This is a genomic window from Candidatus Magnetominusculus dajiuhuensis (assembly GCF_046044395.1).
Classification (GTDB): domain Bacteria; phylum Nitrospirota; class Thermodesulfovibrionia; order Thermodesulfovibrionales; family Magnetobacteriaceae; genus Magnetominusculus; species Magnetominusculus dajiuhuensis.
The window spans coordinates 1-19,481 of record NZ_JBJUSG010000034.1 but is presented as its reverse complement, the minus strand read 5'-3'; the positions used below and the strand labels follow the sequence as shown (position 1 = coordinate 19,481).

Here is a 19,481-nt window from a genome sequence, read left to right as displayed (position 1 = left end):
TCAATAAACCCCTTCCCTAAACGCACCCTGAGACGCGCTGCTGCGGCCCCTCTGTGAGGGTGTAACCCGTCCAAAAACGTCTCTCAGTTTTAAGGCTGTATAGTTAAACACAATACCCTTGTTAATATTCACCGCAAAATACCTGCTCAGGCTAAATAAGGTTTCATAACAATCCACTATCACTTCTATATCCACGGCCTTGCACAGGTTGGCAAACTCTGCCTTCTTGTCCATGTTCACCAGGGCTGTGCCGCCTTGTCCCAGTTTCAGCACTGCCATATCCCTCAGAAATGACATCGTGGCCTCAAACCAGAGGGCCATCTCCTGTCTGTCCTTCCATTGGTGTGTCTTATTTCCGTTGACCATTTCTGTGAACATCAGCAGCGCCCTGTTGCGCCCACTTATCAGGGTGTCATTTAACATGGCACTGGCGCTTCCGTTTGACAGGCCGAGCTGTTCGTCTGTTGGTGAGGCACCATTTTTGTCCGCTATCGCCCGTAATACCTCAAAAGAAAGCGGCACAAACGGTATTTTAACGCACCTTGAGCGTATAGTGTCCAATACGGCATCCTCCTTGTTGGTAATCAGCACGATTATACTGCCCGCAGGAGGCTCTTCAAGCGTCTTAAGAAAGGCATTTCCCGCGTAAACATTCATCGCGTGTGCGTCTTTGATTATGATGGCCTTTCCCTTCCACTCCATAGCGCTGGTTGACAAAAAATCAACGGCCTCCCTGATCTGATCTATCTGTATAACCCTGCTGGCCTCCTTGGGTTGCCCGGCATTGTCGGGGTTGTCAGCCTTGTCAGCATTGCCGGTCTTGCCGGTCTTTTTAACGGTGTCCTCAGGGGCCATCACCTTCAGGTCAGGATGCACAAGCAAGTCCGTGTTTTTACAAGAGCGGCATCTGCCGCAAAAATTCCCTTCCCTTACAGAGCCGCCGTCTTCACAGTTCATCGCCTTTATAAAGGAAAATGCGGCCGTTTTCTTTCCCGTGCCGGGCGCACCGGTAAATAAATAAGCCGGAACTATCCTGCCGGTCATAAGCATTCCGCCAAGGATTCTAATCGCCCTCGGCTGTCCCATCAATCCATTTAACGGCATTGCAGTCTTTCCTCTATTGCCGCAACTATCTCTTCGGTGACAACGGCAGTGTCTGCCGTGGCATTGATGACTTTAAAACGGGCTGGCTCACTATTCGCTAATTCAAGAAACCCGGCGCGAACCTTTTCGTGAAACGCCAACGGCTCAACCTCAAACCGATCTGTTTTATTTGCATCTTTATTTCTTCCAAGGCCAATATTGGGCGGCAGGTCAAGCAAGACGGTCATATCAGGGCGAATGCCCCCTGTTGCTATCTTGTCAATGTCCATGATGAGCCGCTCCTGTAGCCCCCTGCCGTAGCACTGATAGGCCAGGGTTGAATCCGTAAACCTGTCAGTGATAACAACGGTGTGTCTGTCCAGAGCGATAGAAATCACCTCAACCATGTGCTGCACCCTTGCCGCGTTATATAGCAGGAGCTCCGTCAACGGCGACATCTGCTGCAAACTTTTATCAAGTAAGATTTCCCTTATCCTCTTTCCTATTTCAGTCCCGCCTGGCTCAAATGTGGCAACTACGTCAATGCCCCGCGCGCGCAACCGTTCCGACACCATGCGAACCTGTGTAGTCTTGCCCGCCCCCTCTATGCCTTCAATAGATATAAATATCGCGGGTTCCTCCTCCTCAAGTGATACATTAAAGCGTTACCATAAGGTAATCCTTCAATCCCCTCAGGAGGGAAAATACCTTCTCTGACTCCGCCGTGCTCAACGAACCTGTGCCGCATGATGGTGTAAGTATCAGGTTAGAGACAAGCAAGTTGTTATACTTTTGAAGCCTCTCGTAACGCTCCATGAATTTTCTCTTTATCCCTTGGGCGTCCTCAGTTCTTATCGCGTCTGTCGTAGGAATTATCCCCCAGGCCATCATGCCTCCGGTTGACACATAGTCGGCCATCACATCACGGTAGATATCAATGGCGTCGAAATACCCATATGCGTCAAAGTTCATGATGTCCGGCCTGACATCAAAAACCATCGGCCAGTCACAGTTGCCGCAACAGTGTAGGCCAGTCACAGCGCCGGTCTGTTTCACTCCGTCAATGACCGCCTTTAGCAGCCGCTTGATTTCGGACTCTGAAACCCCTAAATATGTACTTGAGCCAACTGAGGAAAGCACCGGCTCGTCAATAAAGATCACTACGGTTGAGGCCAGCGCCTTAAGTTTCTCTACCTGCCACGCGGCCTTTGAGATTAACAGCATGAGGGCAAGTTCCCTGAGTTCCTCGTCGTAATAAATGTCTCTGCCGTCACGGTCTTTCAATCCAAGGGTAAAGGTCAGGGGTCCGGTTATATGGCCTTTTATAAATGGTAATTTCTTGCCTGATTGCAGGGACGGCGTTTGTTGTAATTGTCTGCACATCTCATAAAACCCTGCGGCATAGGACGGAGATATGGCCGAGACGGGCATTTCAACGGCATATGCCTCGTAAAATTGCCTCAGAGGCGCGTCGTCCTCTTGTCTTTCTATCCATACGCGCTCTCGTGATTCATCTATTTTAATAAAAGGCATACCCTCAGAGTACTGCATGACCATAGACTCGGCAAATGACCTGCGAGGCAGTTGAGGCCAAAACGGTATATCAAAGTTCTCAATGATTGCCGCACACGCCTCCCCTGCATCCTCATGGGGGAGACTTCCAATGCCGGTCGTTGTAAGGTTCGGGAATCTTTCGTGTAACATAGTGTGTAGATAATAACCTATCAGGGCGGGTTGTTACAAGTGCCATCATCACCTTGACATAAACCTTTTACCACGTTGCGGGCAAATGAGGCGTTTTTATAATGGTAGGATATTTTGTTATTTCCTCTTTTTCACAATGAAATACAGGGTGCCGTTGTATTTCATATAACCGGCCTGAAGTTCGGCGGTTCTGCCCCGGCCCCAGAAAAAGTCTGCCCGGCCCGGGCCTATTATCGCCCCTCCTGTGTCCTGGTTGAGCACGAAACGCGTCAGGGCGCTCTGGCCGGTTACGCCTTCCTCCTCTGCGAATTCGCTCTTTTTCGTGGATACATATACCAGCGCCCCCTGTGGGAATATTTTCTTGTCTGTGGCAATCGCACGCCCATCAACAAGCGACACCCCTGTTGAACCTATTGCTGATTCCCTCGATTCACGAAAAAACACATAGCTGGGATTTGAAAACAGCACCCTGTCAACATCCTCAGGGTGCCCGGCGAGGTACTTTTTTATGGCCACCAGCGACATCTGAGGAAGCGGGATCTTATTCTCATCAACGAGTATCTTTCCAGCCGGGCGGTACGGGTGGCCGTTTGATCCCGCGTAGGTTACGTTTACCTCGCTGCCATCCTCAAACCTTATCGTCCCTGAACCCTGAACCTGCAAAAAAAATAAATCCACACGGCTATCCACCCATAATAACTCAAGCCCCCTGCCCGCAAGCGCCCCCTTATAGATTTCCTCGTGCGTGTAGTAGGGGACAACCCTGCCGCCGTCTGCCTTTACCAAGTCCTTTGGCAGCGCGTAAAGGGGATAGATATAGCGTCCGCCCTTCGTCCTGCTTCCATAGAGTACTGGCACATAGTATCCCGTATAGTACACCTTGCCAAGGCCGTCCGCTCCTGCCGCCTCATATACCGTGAACTCTTCCCGTATAGTTTTATTAAGCATCTGGCTATCGCCTCTGGAGGCGTCGAGGATTGACATAAAATACACAAGCGAATCTCTTATCTCTCGCGCCGTATAGGAATCATCACCGTACCTGAAGACGTAATCGGCCTTTAGCGCGTCTAAATATTTGAGGTTTCGTTTTATTGCATCCTTTAATGATTCAATGGAGGTGTCGTCGCTGAACTCCGGATATTGGCCTGTGGAAAGCTTAAACATAGCCTGTGATATTGGTGCGGGTTTAATCGTGGCCCCCGTACAGCCGACGACAAACAGGACAACTGCCGTCAACACGGCATATCTTAATAAAATCCTCATCATAGTTATGAAATATATTGTAACAAAAATGTTAGAATAATGCCATGACAACAGAGGAGCTACACCCCGGCTCTGCCGACATAGACGCCATGTCAACGGCGGAGATATTTATGCTTATGAACGATGAGGACGCCAAAATCGCCAGGGCGCTAAAGAAGGCAAAAAAGGCCATATGCCTTGCCGTAGAGGACGCCGTTAAGGCGATACAGGCGGGCGGTTCAGTTGTTTATGTCGGTGCCGGCACAAGTGGGAGGCTTGGTGTGCTTGACGCCTCTGAGATGCCTCCTACGTTTAGCACACCGCCTCATGTTATTCGCGGTATAATTGCCGGAGGCCCGCGCGCCCTTACCAAAAGTGTGGAAGGGGCTGAGGACGACGAGTTTGCGGGTGTGCGTGCCGCCAAAGGAATTACAGCCGCTGATATGGTAATAGGGATAACGGTAAGTGGGGGCGCGCCCTTTGTCTTATCCGCCCTGAGGGAATCCAAAAGACGCGGCTGCCGCTGCTGGCTTCTGACCTGCGGCGACAACACATACGGTTTCCTTGACGGCATTATATCAATCGCCGTCGGCCCGGAAATCGTGGCCGGCTCGACAAGACTAAAGGCGGGGACGGCCACAAAGATGGTTCTTAATATGATTTCCACCATAACCATGATTCGCCTTGGGCGTGTTTATAAGGGTTATATGGTTGACGTAATCCCCTCTAACACGAAGCTAAAGAAGCGTGCAATGCGTATAATCTGTGAACTTACCGGCCTTACGCCGCAACCCGCCGCTGAGCTGTTTCAGAGGGCGCGGGGGAATGCCAAAACGGCCATCGTCATGCACGAAAAGGGCGTAGACTTCGCCGGGGCCGTCGGGTTATTAGACAAATCCGGCGGCTCACTCAGAGAGGCACTCCGGTGTTGAGCGGGTTTTCAGAAAAAGACGCCTTTTTGATTGTTGGCCTCATGTCCGGCACGTCGCATGACGGCGTTGACGCGGCATTGGTGGAGATTAAGGATACAGACAGCAGCCACATCAAAGTCAGGGTAATAAGACACTTACACATGCCGTACGACAAGAAATTAAGAGACGCGGTCAGGCAGGCCTTCACAGGGGATACCCAACACATATGCAGGTTGAATTTTACGCTTGGCGAGGTATTTTCAAAGGCGGCCCTTAAGGTAATGGCACTCGCCGGGGTTGACCCCAAAGACGTAGACTGCATCGCGTCACACGGCCAGACCATCTGCCACGTCCCGCCAAATGGAAAGGGCGGCGGTTCTACGCTTCAGATAGGGGAGTCGGCCGTAATAGCAGAGCGCACGGGGATAGTTACCGTCTCCGGGTTCAGGACAAAGGACATGGCCGCAGGTGGGGAGGGCGCACCGCTTGTGCCCCTTGCCGATTACCTGTTATTTAAAAAATCGGGAAGTACGCGCGCCGTGCTGAACATCGGTGGCATCGCAAACGTAACGATAATTGGGGAAAGACCAGAAGATACCATAGCCTTTGACACAGGCCCTGGCAATGCCCTGATGGACGAGGCCGTAAGGATATTCTCAAATGGAAAACAGACATTCGACAAAAACGGCTCTATGGCAAAAAAGGGGCGACTAAACGAAACCATGCTCACTGAGCTGCTAAGCCATCCATACTACAAGAGGCGTCCGCCAAAATCCACAGGCCGCGAACTCTTCGGCACACGCATGGCCGAGGACATAGTAGCGCGATGGAGTTCTCTGCCGCCGGAGGACATACTGTCAACCTTGGCGCACCTGACTGCCAGAACAATATTTAAATCAATAACCCCGTACAAGCCGGATGAGCTTATAGCGGCCGGTGGAGGCTCAAAAAATCTGTTTCTGATGGGCCTCCTGCGTGAATTATTGCGGGGCATTGAATTAAGGAATATCGGCGAATATGGAATTGAGGCGGAGGCAAGAGAGGCGGTATGCTTTGCCATTCTGGGGATGAGGACGTTGAGGTGTATGCCGGGCAATTTACCATCCGCAACCGGCGCCGCGCGCGAGGTTGTACTGGGAAAGATAACCCTGCCGCGATGAGTTTATTCGGGTATATGATGTCTGCATAGTGAAACATTGCCATCTGTAACTCTTTGTGATATAATGGATTATGAGCCAAAATGACGAACACTCCGGTGTGAAAGGGCACGCATGGGAAGCCGTGCTGGCGTCACTTTGCCGGCTGCAAAGCGTGTTGCCTGAGGCTGTGCTTGTCGGTGGAACGGCTTCAGCACTTTACGCTGGGCATCGTTTCTCGTTTGACCACGACCATGTTCTGCCCGATCTCCGTGAGCGCTTCGATACCGTTTTGTCTGAACTGGAGGCGGTTTCCGGATGGGAGACGGCTCGTGTCAAACGGCCGGTTTTAATCCTTGGATCTCTGGATGGCGTTGAGACGGGTGTGCGTCAATTGCGGCGTGAGCGGCCTTTGGAAACCACGGTCATGCATGTGGGCGGCCATGATGTGGTTTTGCCGACATTGCCGGAAGTGCTGCGAATCAAGGCGTTTCTCTGTTTGCAGCGTAATGCAACGCGCGACTACCTCGATTTGGCCGCTCTCACGGCGCACATGGGGCTTGAGGCCGCCGCTCATGCGCTGATGAGCATGGATGAACTCTACCCGCAAAAGAGCGGCAGAGCGTGGGTTGTGCGCACTCAACTGATAACGCAGCTTGCCGCGCCGCCGCCCTATGACCTTGATAAAGTTGACCTTGCGCAATACAAGGGCGTTCATCCTCCATTTGATCAATGGGGGTATGTCTCCGATATATGCGGCAAATTGTCTGACATGTTACTAATTGTTTGCGAGAAGGCGTTAGGTGTTGCTCCATTATCGGCGGGCCAAAAACTGCCCCATGACAAGTTAGAGGAGGGATTTGACACATGAAGCACCGCCACCTGACGCATGAGGAATTCACGATTGCGGCAATTGAGGACATAATAGACAGGGGCGAGGTTCCTGACTGGGTGGCATTGATTACCGTAATTCGGGCAGACCCATACGGTGAGGTTGCCGAGAAAACACGCTCACTGTGCGAGCGCCCGTTGTTCGGTAGCCCTGTATTGCGCCGCGTACTCAACGCCGCCAGGCAACCGCGTCCTGATGGGCAACCGCCTAAACGGTAAATAAGGAAGGGGAACATCCGTTATGATACATTTCTAAGTGCGTTGAGCTAGTATTTGGTGGTCCCAACGGGAGTCGAACCCGTGTTTCAGCCTTGAGAGGGCCACGTCCTGGGCCACTAGACGATGGGACCTTTTTTACTGGGGAGAGAGGACTCGAACCCCTACAGGCAAATCCAGAGTCTGCTGTCCTGCCATTAGACGACTCCCCATCCTTTCAACCACTATTGTAATTAATCCCCCCGGCTCATGTCAAATGCGCTGCCGCTACAGGTTTTCATAGATTGGTTTCTTTTTGCATAGCTCCCTGACGCGTTGCCTCTGGTCTTCCACGTTACGGGCCTCAGCAGGGTTGGTAATCACTTTATCTATTATGTCGGCCACCACCGCCATGTCCTCCTCTGTAAAGCCCCGTGTCGTCAACGCCGGTGTGCCCAACCTCATGCCGCTTGTCACAGTTGCCGGTTTATCGTCATATGGGATTGAATTCTTATTCACCGTTATGTCAGCACGGTCAAGCGCCTGCTCGGCCTCTACGCCCGTAACGCCCTTGCTCCTTAGGTCAACCAACATCAAATGCGTGTCCGTACCGCCTGATATTATTTTATATCCCCTGCCCTTTAACTCCTCGCTCAGGCGATGCGCGTTCTTTATTATCCGCCCCTGATACTCCTTAAACCCATCGGTTAGCACCTCTTTAAACGCCACAGCCTTTGCCGCTATGACATGCACCAGCGGCCCGCCCTGTACACCAGGAAACACCGCCTTATCTACCGATTTAGCGTATTTGCCCCTGCACATGATCATCCCGCCGCGAGGACCCCTCAGGGTTTTGTGCGTTGATGATGTGACAAAGTCCGCATATGGCACGGGCGATGGGTGCAGCCCCGCCGCAACTAAACCCGCTATATGCGCTATGTCCACTAACAACATCGCATCTACCTCAGCCGCTATTGTTGAGAATCTCTCAAAATCTATTATTCTTGAATACGCGCTCGCCCCCGCCACTATCATCTTTGGCCTGTGCCTCAGCGCCTGCTCTCTTGCGGCCTCGTAATCTATATAGCCCGTCTCCTTATCAACGCCGTAGAATACGTTTTCATATATCATTCCAGAGAAATTCACGGCCGCCCCGTGCGTTAAATGCCCGCCGTGACGCAGGTCCATGCCCAATATCTTATCTCCAGGCCTGAGCGCGGCAAAAAACACCGCCATGTTTGCCTGTGAACCAGAGTGCGCCTGGACATTGACATGCTCCGCCGCAAAAATTCCCTTCGCACGTTCTATCGCCAGTGACTCCACTATGTCAACATACTCACAGCCGCCATAGTATCTCTTGTTTGGATAGCCCTCGGCGTATTTGTTCGTAAATACTGAGCCTTGCGCCTCCATTACCGCAGGAGAGGCATAGTTCTCCGACGCTATCAATACCAGCTTATCCTGCTCCCTTTGCAGCTCCCCCATTATTGCCTCGTATATGTCAGGGTCAGCCTGCTTCATTGCGTCAAGTCTTTGATTCAATGGATTCCTCTATTATTGAGATTTTATTCAGCCTCTGCTCGTGCCGCCCGCCTTCATACTCCGAGTGAAGCCATGCCTTTAGTATTTCGGCGGCCAACTCCTCTGTGATTACCCTGCTGCCCATCACTAATACGTTGGCATTGTTGTGTTGTCTGCTCATCTTTGCCGTAAATGCGTCGTGGCACAGCGCCGCCCGTACGTGTTTGTACTTGTTCGCTACTATGGACATGCCTATCCCGCTGCCGCAAATAAGCACCGCCGCGTCAACCTGCCCCCTGGACACGGCCTCAGCCGCCTTCGCTCCATAATCAGGATAATCCACCGACGCCTTGCCGCTCGTCCCGACATCTCTTACCTCAATGCCTTCACTTTTTAACAGCCCACATATCTGAGCCTTAAGTTCGACACCGGCATGGTCACTCCCTATCGCTATCACCATTTGAAAATCTCCAAGGGGTATGATAAATCACTGTTTTAGCCATTGTCAAGGATTTAATTGCCTCCGGGCATGGTTCTTGCGTTTTTTGGTTGAAAAAGGCTAAAATCCCCACGGTGATATGGCAATGCGGTTAGATAATTCCATGAGCATGGGCGGCTCGTCTTTGACGCGGCCTGCGCGGGCATACTGACACATGGTATTTAGCTCGCCTCTGTTTCTGTTTCTCTTTCTTCCGCTGACGCTGCTTATCGGCCTCAGCCTTAAAAACACCCAGGTTCGAAACGTATTCCTGCTCGCGGTGAGCATGTTGTTTTACGCGTGGGGAGAAGGGGCGTTTTTACTCCTTATGCTCCTGTCAATCTTAATAAACTACTTCTTTGCCTTCCTGCTTGAAGACTCACACCTGATTGCCCCTAAGAGGGCACTGGCCTACGCGGTAATTGCAAACTTGTCTCTTCTTGTGTTTTTCAAATACGCGAATTTTATCGTTAATAATTTAAACTACCTCGTAGTCTATGCCGGTTATGAAAAAATAGTCATGAAGGAAGTCCATCTGCCACTGGGCATTTCCTTCTATACGTTTCACAGCCTGTCTTATGTTATAGACCTTTACAGAAAGCAAACAAAGGGAGAGTACACAGACGTCAAAAAGGCCAGCCTGCCAAATCTTGCCCTCTATATCATGTTCTTCCCGCAATTGGTGGCAGGCCCGATAATAAGATATCACGATGTGGCAACACAGCTCCTTACCCGCGCAACGACTATTGATAAGTTTGCCTCCGGTGTGCGGCGGTTTGTCCTCGGACTTGGGAAAAAAGTCCTCATAGCAAACGCCATGGGAGGCGTCGCTGACAAGATTTTCGCTATCCCCAGCCATGAACTCACAGCGCCTCTTGCGTGGCTTGGCGTGGTGACATACAGTCTTCAGATATATTTTGACTTCTCCGGCTACTCAGACATGGCAATCGGACTTGGCCGGATGTTTGGCTTTGAGTTTCTGGAGAACTTCAACTACCCATACATAGCGAAATCCATTCGCGAGTTTTGGCAGCGATGGCACATATCGTTGTCAAGGTGGTTCAGGGATTATCTCTACTTGCCGCTTGGGGGTAACCGCGTAAGCACGGCGAGACTCTATCTGAATTTGATAATAGTGTTTTTCTGCACGGGGTTTTGGCACGGGGCAAGCTGGAATTTTGTCGTATGGGGACTTTTTCACGGCCTGTTCATGGTGCTTGAACGGCTAGGCCTGGAGAAACTCTTAAAGCGGGTGTGGCCACCCATTGCCCACGTTTACGCACTCTCTATTGTCCTTGTTGGCTGGGTATTCTTTAGGGCGGATACGTTTCAATACGCCGCGGCATTTCTAAAGGCGATGGCCGGACTTGGTGCCGGAGGTGGCATGTTATATCCGATGGGCGCGTTTCTTAACAATGAGATACTTATTGTCCTTCCCGTTGCTATTATTTTCTCTGCGCCGGTTTTGCCCTTGATGGGTGCGCTTTATGAAAGACTGAAAATCGTAATAGAGGGAAATCTTTTTCTGTCTGATATCTTTAAGTTTAGCATGTCGGGTTTGTATATAGGGTTTCTTTTCCTGGTGCTCCTGCTCTGTTCAATGTCTCTGGCAACGGGCACATATAATCCGTTTATCTATTTCAGGTTTTAGGAGGAGATTGAACTGATGGATTTTTACATAGTCTTAGTAACCGTACCCGATGAGACGGTCGCTACGGCCATAGCTGATGCCCTCGTCAGCGCAAATCTGGCAAAGTGCGTCAACATCGTGCATGATATTAAATCCATATTCCTATGGGAAGGCAAGGTGCAGGATGAACAGGAGCTGCTGCTGATAATAAAGGCAAAAAAGGCGAATTTCTCTGCCCTAATGTCAAAGGTCAAAGGGCTTCACCCATATACCGTACCAGAGATCATTGCCCTGCCCATAGTGGAAGGCAATGAGGAGTACATGGAGTGGCTTAACTCGTGATGGAAAACAAACTATTTTTCGGTAATTACCTGCTTAAAAAAAAGCTGATAGCAGAAGAGGACATATTATATGCCCTCAAGTATCAGAGCGAAAAGACTCCGCCCTTTATTGAGGCCGCCCTTAACATGGACTGTCTCGATATGAAGAAAGTCTATGAGATATTGACTATGCAGACAAACACCGACCTTTCTTTCGAGGAAACAGCCCTTGCAAAGGGCTATCTTACTCGCGCTCAAGTTACTGAAATACTCAATGAGAGAGAAAAGGTGAGACCACATATCGGAGAAATCCTCGTGAACATGGGCACTATCTCCGAAGACGTTATGGTGTCAGAGTTGAAGTCCTTTCGCCAAACTATGGAGAGGTTTGTAGAGTTGAGCGATATCCTGCGTGGCGTGAAGATGTTCCAATCTATAAGCGACATGTCGCTTGAGGCCCTTGCCATCATTTCGGAAAAAGTAATGTGTAAAGAAAATGAACGAATAATCTATGAAGGTGAACGGGCTGAATGCTTTTATTGCGTCGTCTCCGGTTTTCTCAGAGTAACAAAAAATAATCCCGATGACTGGGACAAAGAGATTTTCATCTATACACTCTCCAACAACGATGTGTTCGGCGTGTCTTCCATATATGAAGAGGAAAAGAGAGCGGCTAACGTAACCGCCGAAAAGGAAAGTGTCCTTTTGCGTTTCGACAGAAAAAAATTCCTGGATTTCCTGAAAGAACACCCAAAGGCCGCTTACCATATTTTACTGTTTATCATTCAAAGGCTCGTTTACAAGCTCCAGCAAACGCACAGAGAACTTGTAAGCGAAAGAAAACACGCCGTACATCCTGAACCATCAATGGATGACGTAGTTTAAATAATTGAACTCAAAAGGAGAGAAGATGACTTCAATAAAGTATGACGAAAAAGGGCTTGTCCCCGTAATAATACAGGACGCGCGGGATTCGGCCGTTTTGATGATGGCCTATATGAACGCCCAGTCTCTCAGTGAAACAGTGGCTACCGGATATACTCATTTCTGGTCGCGCTCAAGGGGAAAATTTTGGAAAAAAGGCGAGACCTCCGGGCATGTGCAGGAGGTAAAGGAAATCCTCATAGACTGCGACAGCGACACCGTGCTCATAAAGGTAATCCAACATGGCCCGGGGGCCTGCCACACAGGACACAGAAGCTGCTTTTATAGAAACAGTGACGGCACAGAAATAGCCGAAAAGGTGTTCTCAGAGGAAGATGTGTATGGAAAAAAACACCCTTGAAGAACTCTATCGTCTGATATTGGAAAGGAAGGAGCATACTGTTGAAGGCTCATACACATGCTCCTTGTTCGCACAAGGTAAGGACAAGATTCTAAAGAAGTTCGGCGAAGAGGCCATAGAAGTAATCATCGCCGCAAAGGGACAGGGCAGGCAGCGCATCATTGAAGAACTCTCAGACTTGTGCTATCACACACTCGTCCTTATGGCCCGCGAGGACATCTCGCCGGATGACATCTATCAGGAACTTAACGGCAGAAGTACTAAAGATTAAAGAACAAAAGATCAAAGACGAAGGGGGGTAACCCCACGGTAAATTTGTTCTCCATCATAAGTAAGCGGTAGTTGCTTAGTTTGTTGTCATCTTTGTCCCTTTTTGTCATTCCGGCTTGTCCGGAATCGTCCCTTAAGTGGTTGTTCCAAGATGATTTTGCATATTCTGAGATATTAAGGATAGATTCCAGACAACAGACTGTGTCATAATTATTTTTTACAAAAAAAGTCAAAACATATAAAACATATGGTTATATGCCTATCACTGTATTGGCATTTCGACCTATGACTTTTTTCTAATAACAAAAGTAGGTCAAAGATTGCATATTCTTTGGTCTGTCATTCCTGCGAAAGCAGGAATCCAGTTATTTTAAGCATGGAACAACATAATAATCAATGGAAACTCCGATGAATAATGTAATTTATTGAAAAATATCATCACACAGTTTTCTAATTAACTCATTTGTCTGCAACTTGGAATAACTTTTCGATAATAATTATCGATAATGCAATACGAATTATTCCACATAATTATGACACAGTCTGCAAGCCGGAATGACAGCCAAAGAAAAGAATAGTCTGGAAACCATTGCAACTTCCCATGATAACCTGTATTATTCGTTAGAAAGAAATTACCGTGAGGGTAACACCCCTCACCCGTAAATATAGCCACGCTTTGTCTATTTATTTTGGGCTGCCGCCGACAAGACGGGGGATTATCCCCTCGTTGGCGGCTTCAGAACTCCGGCTATTGCTAATTAAATAATATTCCTCTTAACTGCTTTACGCCTTTCTCATCGGTAAGATATGTCAGGCTTGCCTGCAACCCCGCAGTGTTGCCATCGGCTTGCTTTACCTCCAACAACTGGTAAAACGTCCCCTTCTCATACAACTCCCGAAACGCCTGTCTCTTATTGCTATCAATAATAAAAACAGTATCTACCTTTTTATCTTTAATCGCATCAATGCTGTCGTATTTGAGGAGTTTCAGGCCAGGCTTATTAACCATCACGATATTCTCCATCGCGTCAACGACACATATCCCCATCTGGCAACTGTCTATGAACTGCTCCAGCAAGTCGGACTGATATTTCCATTTATCTATCTTTGTCTTGATCTTCTTGCTGTCCTCTATCATCTTGTTCATGAATTCGTCGGCATTATACATCTTGATTAAATGCTCAACCGTCTCGATAAGCTCATGCTCATCCCATGGTTTGTGGATGTACTTGTTAACCGCACCTTTATTTATGGCGTCAACAGCCGCGTCAATGTCGGAGTAACCCGTCAACAGCACCTTCTTACAGCGGGGTTTGATCTTATTTACTTCCTGCAATAGCATCGCCCCCGTCATTATCGGCATTCTCTGGTCAGATATGACAACCGCTATCTCAGACTCCGTGAGTATGTTTAATGCCTCAACACCATTGATAGCCGTCTTTACATCATATGTATCCATAAATGTATCGTACAATGAGTCCAGGATATCCTGCTCATCATCCACACACAGTATCGCCTGCTTTCCCTTGTCCGACATAACTCCGCCCTCCTTGATTATAACAACGGCCAGCTCCCACGATACCTCTTCCTCAGTCTGAGCTGCACCGCTCCTAATGCTATTATTGAGTATCGGGAAGGAATTTGTCAAGAAATAAATCAATTGTGACGGGTAAAAAAAGTGAAACTGGCCATTGATAAAATGTTTTATATAATGTCAGAATAGCGCTGGATGAAATACATCGTACTGATAGGCGACGGGATGGCCGATATGCCGCTTGAGGCCATTGGGGCAATGACGCCGTTACAAAAGGCCGCCACTCCCAATATGGACTCGCTTGCCTCAGGGGGAACCGTCGGAATGGTCAGGACTGTCCCTGAGGGGTTTCCACCCGGCTCTGATGTCGCAAATCTGAGTATTCTGGGTTACGACCCGCGGCAGTACTACTGCGGCAGGGCACCGCTTGAGGCCGCAAGCATGGGGGTTTCTCTTGATAAAGGCGATGCCGCCTTCAGGTGTAATCTCGTATGTCTCGATTTTGCACAAGAAGAGACATTGATGGCCGACTACAGCTCCGGGCATATAACATCGGAGGAGGCTAAGGTATTAATCACGGCTGTCAACAAAGGATTAGCCGACGACAAAATCCACTTTTACCCGGGCATAAGTTACCGGCACCTGATGGTCTGGAAAGATGGCCCGGTGGATATGTCCTGCACCCCCCCACACGACATAACCGGCAAACCGATACTGTCATATTTACCAAATGGGGAAAGCTCCTGTTTGTTACTAGAACTTATGTCGAAATCGCAGCAAATCCTGAAAGGCCATCCCGTGAATATTGAGAGAATGAGACTTGGGAAACCCCCGGCTAACAGTATATGGCTCTGGGGGCAGGGAAAACGCCCCGATATGCCGCTCTTTAAAGCAAAATATGGCATAGAAGGCTCTCTGATAAGCGCCGTTGACCTCACAAAAGGACTCGGTGTCTGCGCCGGGCTGAGGGTAATAGACGTACCCGGTGCCACTGGCTACCTTGACACCAACTACACAGGTAAGGCCCGATACGGGGTTGATTCTCTGAATGACAGGGATTTTGTATATATCCATGTCGAGGCTCCTGACGAAGCCGGGCACTCCGGTAGACTTGCAGATAAGATTCGCGCCATCGAAGACTTCGACTCCCTCGTTGTGGGCGAGGTACTAAGACTGTTGAAAGGTATGGGCGATTATAAGATTCTGCTTATGCCAGACCATCCAACCCCTATCGCACTCAAAACCCACACCAACGCACCCGTGCCGTTTGTCATATACGACAGCCGCAACGTGAAAACTAATAACATTTCCTACGACGAAGGGATAGCATCATTGAAGGATGCTGACTTCATTGGCGAAGGCCATACATTGATGAGCCGCTTTATAAAGCACTTTTAAAGCCATATTTAAAAAAAGCACTTTTAAAAAAAGATAATCGGGCGAGGCCTCGTCCGATTATCTTTTGCACTTGTTCTTTCTCTGATCTTATTTATTTCTTGACACCATCTTTTTCCCTTCTTCAATTGTCGAAGACAGGGTCTTCTTGCCTCCGTCGAATGTCGAGGATATAGTGCTCTTTACGTCCGCAAGATATGAGCTGCTCATCTCTACCGCCTTGTTTATTTTATCTTCGGTGTCTTTTGTTAAAGTCAACAGCTCAGATTTTACATTGTCGGGCACATCCTGAAGTTCGGTTTTTACCCTTGTTACAAAATCAGGCAATGTATCATCTACCTTCTTTATGACAGAGTTTACGTTTTCTACGACGCTGTCATAGGATTCGCGAATCTTAGCGCGGGTCTTGTCTCCGGACTGCGGTGCCAGTACAAGGCCTAGGGCCGCCCCTACCAAACTTCCTACCAATGTGGCCGCGGCAAGAAATACCCCTGATACTCCCTTTTGGTCATTCTTTGTCATTATGTCCTCCTTTGCTATCATGTTCTCCTTTTTTTATTACACCTTTCGTAAATATGCCTATGGTTGATTTTATCAATGCAATCAGGCCGGTTGTCTGGCCAAGCAGCTTAGCTACATATTGGGACGATTCTTTTAGTGTCCCACCAAGTTTTTTCGCGCCTGCGCCGAGTTCTTTTAAAGACGACACAAGTTCCTTTATCCCCACGACCATTTCGTCAACCGTTGACAGGATGCGGTTAGTTGTTTTAACTGTCTGCACCACTTCGTTCGCAAAATCCCTGAGTGAACAGCTCGTCGTCCTGATCAGCTCAATAAGCGAACCTATCATCCTCGCTATCTGAATTAATATCGGTGCGCTGCACACTACCACTACCGCCCACAGCGAAAACTGCATTACATCCATTGTTTGTCAATCTCCATCTGAATCAGCGTTGAACTCAATCCCTCAAATCGGGGTCTTCGTCCTCGGCGTAGAGTTTATCGGCTGCCGCGCTTGCCGCCGCGTCGTCTATCGCCTTTATCAGGGAATCGCCTATGTGTTCCACCATCTCACGAAACTTGTTCCGTACCGGCCTGAAAAGGTCGCGTTGTATGTCTGTTATCGTCTTTAATCTGTTCTCAGAAGGCTGCGGGTATAAGAGCAAGGCCGCGGTAGCGCCGAGCAGGCCGCCTAAAAATGAACCTATCAGGACATAGCGCTTTACATCCCTTCCCTGACCTTCCAATATCGTTAGATCTGCCATAGATATTCCTCCATAAACATTTCTCCATAAATGTCCCCCCTGTTATGTGACCCTTCGAGGTATTGTAACACCTCGTTAATTCAGATGTCAAGACAAGGGGGTAAAATTGCCAAGCCAAAGTAAAATTATTCTACGCGGGGAGATTATTTGGTTTTATTGTCTGGTGTGGCAGGGTTGGTCAGCTCTCTTATTTTCTTATCGCCCAGCCTGTCAATGTCTCTTTCTACGAATTCAGTGACGACGATGTCGGGGTGTTCTTTCTCTATTATATCCTTATCAAAGGTCATCGTCCACAGGAATACGCTGCGCTGGAAGTGTTCCGAGAAATAATGCAGCATGTTAATAAAAAAGGAATCCCTGAAGACAACGACTTTTGGCAGACGCTTATCGTCAATTTCCTTGACAACTATTGGGGTGTTTGGGTCCCAGCAGGGGTTTGCGTAGTCGCCCGGTTTGCCCAGCACGCTTCTATAAGGTGTTATATGATGAAAGATAATATCTTCATCGGTATAAAGGTCGGACAGGGACAGGAGTTTGTAGAGGTCGCCACCTTTTATGTATTTCTTGTGTAAACTGAATTCTGATATGTCCATAGGTTGCGAGCCGGGGAAGCCCATTGATTTCATTACTTCCCGATAAGCCCAAAACGCGCCGTAGCTATTCCAGTGGGTGTCGGTCTTGTGAAACAGTTGTCCGCCCGGCTTTGCATTGACAAGGGCGTCTTTTACGTTGATTATTTTAACTGTCGAATTATCCATATATTCCATAAGTTGCTCTGCCCTGGTCTTTCCTCCGGTTTTTCTTATGTAATCAGGCAGGTATTCAGGGTAGATAGTCTCCTTGTTGGACGCTATTATCACATAGTATTTCATACCCCTTTTTGCAAGCCATCTCTGTCTCTCCAGCAGGGTATGCTTAATATCGCTCAGCTCGGCGTTTGTAAACTGTTTAATGCCTTTGTAGTCATTGATTATGTTCAATGCGGACAGATAAACCCACCCATCACGCCCGAACACTACCTGTTCCTGCATCGGCGAAGTGTTTAACCATTTCACCTTAAACTCGTTGTTCCATCGTATCAGCATCTCGCGAAACCCGAAGTTGTCTTCATAGTATTGGGTGTAATCCTCGGTGAACCTGGCAAGGTCTTCAAGGTTTTTCAGCGGTGGTTTTCTGGCAAGGGTTCTCTGTTCGGTTATATCAACTTTATAGGTTATAAGAAAAATCGTACTCATAAACGGCAGGCTGATAAACAAGGCGAATACCGACGCCGTAGATATGCTGAAAATGGATTTCCCCCTTGGGTCAACAACTGGAAAGCGTTTTTTCGATAAGATGAAAAAGGCTATAAGGGCTGCCCCCGCGCCAAATACGTATGACAGATAATGCTTGTCAATAGAGCGCTGCAGTTGCTCGTACTTGCCTCCAATATTCCAGTTGCTGATAAACGGAGTATTGCGTTTGGTAGTTATGCGAAGTACGCCGTCAACTAATTCATATCCGGAGATGTTTTCATTAGGCACAAACTCCTTCAATATCTCGGCGGCAGACCACTGGTAGCGCTTGAATAGCGTTTCCATCCGGATGCTTTTTATCTCTATGACGCCCTCCTTTTCGCCCACGAACAAACTCATCACCATGGGGTCTTTGATTTCCTCCGGGATTTTGAATTTTAGGTTCACAAACCCCTCAGACTGGTCAATGTGCGCCATTACAAGCTTCTCTCTGTCAAAGTCTCCCTTTTGATTGTGGAAATAAATCCGTGGGTTGTTGTCATAAGAAGACCTCATGTTGATATAAACCCTGATCATCAGAAAGCTGTTAAGTTTTTCGCAAAACAGGTAAACCGCACCGAAGGTAAGCAGGGCGATAAGTATCTTAAGAAGCAGCTCGTTAAAAAAAAACCTGATAAGCGAGTCCTTTGACTTAGGCCACGACTTGTTATCTATAATCATTAAAGGCTTAAATCTCCTCTATAACGCTGACAGCTAAACAACAATTGGCTATTATAACATAGTGTTTGGGTAAGTTTCGCGCCAACCGCTTACCCCAAGCTCCGATATAGGAATTTGCACCTGCCAATATAAAGGGTTTTTTGGGGCATTTTTATCATTTATAATATTGCCATTCCATTGTTGTGTATCATAAACAATAAAACACTTATCCTAACTAACTAATATTACATAACTTCTCATTTTTTAAACATACCTCTTCCGATTCCAACGAAATGTTGTTATTGTATGCCTTGCCCACGACTCAGAACATGACAACCTTTTAAATCCTATAAATAGATTATACGCTATCACTCCTATCCTGAAAAACACCGCGTTGGCATATGTCTGGCCACAAGGCATACGCTCCATTGCAAATCCACCTTTTAACTCTTTGTTACAATTCTCCGCATCCCCTCTCTGAACTCATCATAATATGCACAGATTGGCCTCATATAAAAACCCAAGCATCGGCTCCCTTATTGCCCTTGTATGTAAAGTGTGCTTCCTATTTTTCCCCTATTACCTCCGTAGCGTCAGCATCCAACGTGTATTCTTTTATCCCATCTCTCTTCAATACCCTGTGATTAATCTGCTCCCTCACTTTATCCAGTCCAAACAGCCCCGATG

21 protein-coding genes, 2 tRNA genes and 1 pseudogene are annotated in these 19,481 nt (G+C 48.2%); 10 read left to right on the top strand and 14 right to left on the bottom strand.

All coding sequences use genetic code 11. From position 1 onward, the window contains the following. The 4 genes from AB7D94_RS06610 to mltA all read right to left on the bottom strand — a co-directional run bounded on the left by AB7D94_RS06610 (position 1) and on the right by mltA (position 4,053). Positions 1-1,104 carry a DNA polymerase III subunit gene (locus AB7D94_RS06610; protein WP_420264946.1) on the bottom strand — a complete coding sequence of 368 codons (1,104 nt, stop codon included), beginning with the start codon at positions 1,102-1,104 and terminating at the stop codon, positions 1-3. Continuing rightward, the gene (gene tmk, locus AB7D94_RS06605; RefSeq protein WP_420264958.1) at positions 1,095-1,700 is read right to left on the bottom strand and encodes a dTMP kinase; all 606 of its coding nucleotides are present in this window, start codon (positions 1,698-1,700) and stop codon (positions 1,095-1,097) included. The genes AB7D94_RS06610 and tmk overlap by 10 nt, the downstream gene beginning before the upstream one ends. A 40-nt stretch (positions 1,701-1,740) precedes the next feature. Continuing rightward, complete coding sequence (locus AB7D94_RS06600) at positions 1,741-2,787, bottom strand: uroporphyrinogen decarboxylase/cobalamine-independent methonine synthase family protein (RefSeq protein ID WP_420264945.1); 1,047 nt, start codon at positions 2,785-2,787, stop codon at positions 1,741-1,743. A gap of 117 nt (positions 2,788-2,904) precedes the next feature. After that, the gene (gene mltA / locus AB7D94_RS06595; protein WP_420264944.1) at positions 2,905-4,053 is read right to left on the bottom strand and encodes a murein transglycosylase A; all 1,149 of its coding nucleotides are present in this window, start codon (positions 4,051-4,053) and stop codon (positions 2,905-2,907) included. Between the two features lie 41 nt (positions 4,054-4,094). Between mltA and murQ the strand changes: the two genes are divergently transcribed. From murQ to AB7D94_RS06575, 4 genes are all read left to right on the top strand, one after another. Next, complete coding sequence (gene murQ, locus AB7D94_RS06590; protein ID WP_420264943.1) at positions 4,095-4,961, top strand: N-acetylmuramic acid 6-phosphate etherase; 867 nt, start codon at positions 4,095-4,097, stop codon at positions 4,959-4,961. Next, positions 4,955-6,100: an anhydro-N-acetylmuramic acid kinase gene (locus tag AB7D94_RS06585; protein ID WP_420264941.1), complete on the top strand. Its 1,146-nt coding sequence runs from the start codon at positions 4,955-4,957 to the stop codon at positions 6,098-6,100. The genes murQ and AB7D94_RS06585 overlap by 7 nt, the downstream gene beginning before the upstream one ends. A gap of 151 nt (positions 6,101-6,251) precedes the next feature. Beyond that, a complete protein-coding gene (locus AB7D94_RS06580) occupies positions 6,252-6,947 on the top strand; it encodes a hypothetical protein (protein WP_420264940.1) in 696 nt (231 codons plus the stop codon). Continuing rightward, a complete protein-coding gene (locus tag AB7D94_RS06575) occupies positions 6,944-7,186 on the top strand; it encodes a hypothetical protein (RefSeq protein WP_420264939.1) in 243 nt (80 codons plus the stop codon). Before AB7D94_RS06580 ends, AB7D94_RS06575 begins: the two co-directional genes overlap by 4 nt. Before the next feature lie 55 nt (positions 7,187-7,241). Here the strand turns inward: AB7D94_RS06575 and AB7D94_RS06570 are convergent. The 4 genes from AB7D94_RS06570 to rpiB form a co-directional block, all read right to left on the bottom strand. Beyond that, positions 7,242-7,317, bottom strand: a tRNA-Glu gene (locus AB7D94_RS06570). Between the two features lie 7 nt (positions 7,318-7,324). Then, positions 7,325-7,395: transfer RNA gene (locus tag AB7D94_RS06565), tRNA-Gln, on the bottom strand. A gap of 55 nt (positions 7,396-7,450) precedes the next feature. Continuing rightward, the gene (locus AB7D94_RS06560) at positions 7,451-8,683 is read right to left on the bottom strand and encodes a serine hydroxymethyltransferase (protein ID WP_420264957.1); all 1,233 of its coding nucleotides are present in this window, start codon (positions 8,681-8,683) and stop codon (positions 7,451-7,453) included. 4 nt (positions 8,684-8,687) lie between these two features. Next, the gene (rpiB, locus tag AB7D94_RS06555) at positions 8,688-9,143 is read right to left on the bottom strand and encodes a ribose 5-phosphate isomerase B (RefSeq protein ID WP_420264938.1); all 456 of its coding nucleotides are present in this window, start codon (positions 9,141-9,143) and stop codon (positions 8,688-8,690) included. Positions 9,144-9,336: 193 nt separating this feature from the next. On the opposite strand from rpiB, the gene AB7D94_RS06550 reads away from it, so the two are divergent. From AB7D94_RS06550 to hisE, 5 genes are read left to right on the top strand one after another with little or no spacing between them, the layout of a single operon-like run. Next, positions 9,337-10,812, top strand: a complete 1,476-nt coding sequence (locus AB7D94_RS06550) for an MBOAT family O-acyltransferase (protein ID WP_420264937.1) — start codon at positions 9,337-9,339, stop codon at positions 10,810-10,812. A 15-nt stretch (positions 10,813-10,827) separates the two neighbouring features. After that, positions 10,828-11,133, top strand: coding sequence for a divalent-cation tolerance protein CutA (gene cutA / locus AB7D94_RS06545; protein ID WP_420264936.1), 306 nt, complete (start codon positions 10,828-10,830; stop codon positions 11,131-11,133). After that, positions 11,133-11,996, top strand: a complete 864-nt coding sequence (locus AB7D94_RS06540; RefSeq protein ID WP_420264935.1) for a Crp/Fnr family transcriptional regulator — start codon at positions 11,133-11,135, stop codon at positions 11,994-11,996. Before cutA ends, AB7D94_RS06540 begins: the two co-directional genes overlap by 1 nt. Before the next feature lie 25 nt (positions 11,997-12,021). Continuing rightward, positions 12,022-12,396, top strand: coding sequence for a phosphoribosyl-AMP cyclohydrolase (hisI, locus tag AB7D94_RS06535; RefSeq protein WP_420264934.1), 375 nt, complete (start codon positions 12,022-12,024; stop codon positions 12,394-12,396). Continuing rightward, positions 12,377-12,667, top strand: a complete 291-nt coding sequence (hisE, locus tag AB7D94_RS06530) for a phosphoribosyl-ATP diphosphatase (RefSeq protein ID WP_420264933.1) — start codon at positions 12,377-12,379, stop codon at positions 12,665-12,667. The genes hisI and hisE overlap by 20 nt, the downstream gene beginning before the upstream one ends. 753 nt (positions 12,668-13,420) lie before the next feature. On the opposite strand, the gene AB7D94_RS06525 is transcribed toward hisE, so the two are convergent. Beyond that, positions 13,421-14,203: a response regulator gene (locus AB7D94_RS06525; protein ID WP_420264932.1), complete on the bottom strand. Its 783-nt coding sequence runs from the start codon at positions 14,201-14,203 to the stop codon at positions 13,421-13,423. 192 nt (positions 14,204-14,395) lie between these two features. Here AB7D94_RS06525 and AB7D94_RS06520 point away from each other — a divergent pair, with 192 nt between their 5' ends. Then, positions 14,396-15,598, top strand: coding sequence for a cofactor-independent phosphoglycerate mutase (locus AB7D94_RS06520; protein WP_420264931.1), 1,203 nt, complete (start codon positions 14,396-14,398; stop codon positions 15,596-15,598). 87 nt (positions 15,599-15,685) lie between these two features. On the opposite strand, the gene AB7D94_RS06515 is transcribed toward AB7D94_RS06520, so the two are convergent. The 5 genes and pseudogenes from AB7D94_RS06515 to AB7D94_RS06495 form a co-directional block, all read right to left on the bottom strand. Beyond that, entirely contained in the window at positions 15,686-16,117 is a 432-nt protein-coding gene (locus AB7D94_RS06515) for a YtxH domain-containing protein (RefSeq protein WP_420264930.1), read from the bottom strand. Continuing rightward, positions 16,104-16,520 carry a DUF948 domain-containing protein gene (locus tag AB7D94_RS06510; RefSeq protein WP_420264929.1) on the bottom strand — a complete coding sequence of 139 codons (417 nt, stop codon included), beginning with the start codon at positions 16,518-16,520 and terminating at the stop codon, positions 16,104-16,106. Before AB7D94_RS06510 ends, AB7D94_RS06515 begins: the two co-directional genes overlap by 14 nt. 34 nt (positions 16,521-16,554) lie before the next feature. After that, a complete protein-coding gene (locus tag AB7D94_RS06505; protein ID WP_420264928.1) occupies positions 16,555-16,860 on the bottom strand; it encodes a hypothetical protein in 306 nt (101 codons plus the stop codon). Between the two features lie 143 nt (positions 16,861-17,003). Continuing rightward, complete coding sequence (locus AB7D94_RS06500) at positions 17,004-18,815, bottom strand: alginate O-acetyltransferase AlgX-related protein (protein WP_420264927.1); 1,812 nt, start codon at positions 18,813-18,815, stop codon at positions 17,004-17,006. Between the two features lie 264 nt (positions 18,816-19,079). Then, positions 19,080-19,274 (bottom strand): annotated as a pseudogene (locus AB7D94_RS06495) (transposase); the annotation flags it as partial. Between the last annotated feature and the right edge of the window lie 207 nt (positions 19,275-19,481).